The organism is Pseudomonas sp. RL_105y_Pfl2_101, from assembly GCF_963970585.1.
Lineage (GTDB): Bacteria > Pseudomonadota > Gammaproteobacteria > Pseudomonadales > Pseudomonadaceae > Aquipseudomonas.
In genome coordinates this window covers 1-2,507 of sequence record NZ_CAXAPG010000098.1, presented here as the reverse complement: position 1 = coordinate 2,507, position 2,507 = coordinate 1, and the positions used below count along the sequence as shown (strand labels likewise).

The following is a 2,507-nucleotide window of genomic DNA, read 5'->3' as shown; positions in this document are numbered from 1 at the left end:
GCATGGCAACTCCTGCGGTCGATCCATGGGGCAGGTTTTAATGGTCTAGAACTTTAAAGAGGCATTCTCTGGCTGTCGCCTTCACGCTTTCCGTATGTGCTGTGGGAAGTTTCGCTTTATTGTTTTTCAGGCAAGTTTTGGCTGAATTAATAATGTCTGGGGATTACAGAAAACAGCGAATTGGCGTACAGCTCTCAACGTAACAAGATGGCTTCCAGCGATTGCATGACTTGCTGGGTCGGGGTATAGGTAAATTTCTTTTAAGATCATGGTCTTGAATGCCTCGCTGGGTCTAGTTCCTGCCTGCGTCGATTCGCGTTTCTTCGCTCAAAATCTCGACGTTCCAACGAGCAACTGGGCCGGCCGGCTCTTTTTTGATGACTCTGGATTCGTAACGTTCTCTTGAAATCCAATACTCATGCGTAGACCTGAGCGAGCCTCGTGAGGCAATCGCTTCACAGGCTCGTGGGTAAGTTATTTAAGCCTTTCCAGTGAGGGGGGGCGGCCGCCGGGGGGGCTATTCAGAGCCCTTGAGATGGGAAATAAAAAGTGATGAAAACTCCGAGCCTTCATAGCTTTCCAGATTTTTGATATTGAAGAGGGCCCCTCGTTGTGTTGTGAGCTTTTGCAAGCGTCGCTTCAGTAGCTTATTGATCGGGCTGTCTGGTTGAGACGATAGGTGATCGAGCGCCTTTTGCGCACGTGCTGACACGTCCTTGAAAAAAATGTGTTGGCCATCAGTAGGTGGGACGATGCTCTCAAGGTCGCAGTTTTGAAAGGTGACGTAATCCAGTTTGCAAAGCTCAAAATCGACAAGCAGTGGGGTGTTCGGCTGGTCGGATATGAAGCTCACTTCTTGGAGCTTTCCAGCGAACTTAACATGGGTCATTTTTTTTGCATTGAGCGAGTTATCAATGATTTTGCATTGGCTGAATGTACAGTTGCTGAAGTGGCAATCGACCAGTGCGGTTTGTCGAAAATCGCACTTCAGGAAGGTGCAGTTTTCAAATCTGCTATCACTTAGACCTGTTGCTCGAAAGTCGACATTGCTGAATGTGCATTGGACTACGGTTGTTGTGTTGAAAAATCTTGAGTTGGAGAAGTCGGTTTTCTCGAATTCGCAATTTTCCAAAAGACAGCTGTCAAAAATCGGGTAGGAAAGTGTTGAGTTCTTTAATTTGGTGGCACCAATGAACTCATTTTTGAAAAGCGTTTTCTCAGGCAGGACGAGGCCGTCCTGCTCAATGCCAGATAATGTTTTTGATGGGATTCTGTCACTCACCACAACACTCCTTCATAACCATTGCCCCAATCGCCATAACGCCGTTGATGGGTGCCTTTTTTCCAATCAGCCTTCGTCGTCAGGTCCCACCAGGACTTGCTTTTCGGATCATACACATCGGGCAGGCGTTGTCCTGATTTCGCGACATTCAGATGTGCAAGCGACGGATCTGCCAGCACCCTACGTTTGAATTCGGCATCGATCCTTTGACCTACATAGCGACGGTAGCGAGAGCGTGCTTGTCCGAAGTCGCCTCTGTCATAGGCGCGTTTGACCGCCGCTCGTTGTTTTAAAGTCAATGAGCGTTGAGGGTTACGGTACACGGCTTTTTTCGCTGCGTTGGCGTGAGCCTGTAGCTTTTTAGTCGTTGAGCCGCATGGTGCCCATCCCCATGGATCGATCCATCCCAATGGGTTAGGGGCATATTGATAGAGATTCGCTCCCCCCGCCAACCCAATCGGATCCGGCGTAGTAAACCGCCCCACATCCGGATCATAAAACCTGAACGTATTGAAATGTAGCCCCGTTTCCCGATCCAGGTACTGCCCTTGGAACCGCAAATTCTGCTCTTCGATGTAATACGGCTCGCGCACCTCTTCCAGCGTATTGCCCCACACCCGATACGTCGCCTGCCAAACGTTGTGTCCGTCGGCTTCGGTGAGTTGTTCCGGCAGGCCGTTGAGGTCGTTGTGGTAGTAGCGGATCTTTTGCAGCGGGCTGCTGCCGTCGACGCGGGCCAGGGGTTCGTAGCCGTCGTCTTCATAGAGGTACAGGCTGGTTTGCTGGTGGCGGTGTTCCTGCAACAGGCGCAGGCCATCCCAGGTGAAACGGGTTTCGCCCAGCGGGTAACCATTGCTGTCGTGTTCGGTTTTTTCGATGCGCCGGCCCAGCGGGTCGTAGGCCATTTTCACCACGCTGCCGTTGTCGCTGCGCACTTCAATCAAGCGGCTTTCGGCGTCGTAGGCGAAGTGCTGCACGCCGCGTTTGGCGCTGCGTTTTTCGATCATCCGGCCGAAGGCATCGTAGCGGTAGCGCTTGTCCTGGTAGGTCAGCAGTTTGTTGTGCACCACCAATCCGGCGCCGGGCGCTGGGCCGTCCAGCAGGTTGGCGGCGGCGTCGTAGGTGAAGGTCTCGCGCTGGCCGTGCAGGCTGTCCTGGCTGGCGATGATGCGGCCGGTGGCGTCGTAGTGCAGGAGCTGGCGCTGTTGCGCGGCGGGTTGCTGGT

At 52.7% G+C, this 2,507-nt stretch carries 2 protein-coding genes; both read right to left on the bottom strand.

Going from position 1 to position 2,507, the window contains the following annotated elements; translation table 11 throughout:
* Positions 1 to 517: 517 nt before the first annotated feature.
* Positions 518 to 1,282, bottom strand: coding sequence for a pentapeptide repeat-containing protein (locus AACY31_RS28510; RefSeq protein WP_339505612.1), 765 nt, complete (start codon positions 1,280 to 1,282; stop codon positions 518 to 520).
* On the bottom strand, positions 1,279 to 2,507 hold a 1,229-nt coding region (locus tag AACY31_RS28505; protein ID WP_339505611.1), incomplete at its 5' end, for an RHS repeat domain-containing protein. The genes AACY31_RS28505 and AACY31_RS28510, both read right to left, overlap by 4 nt.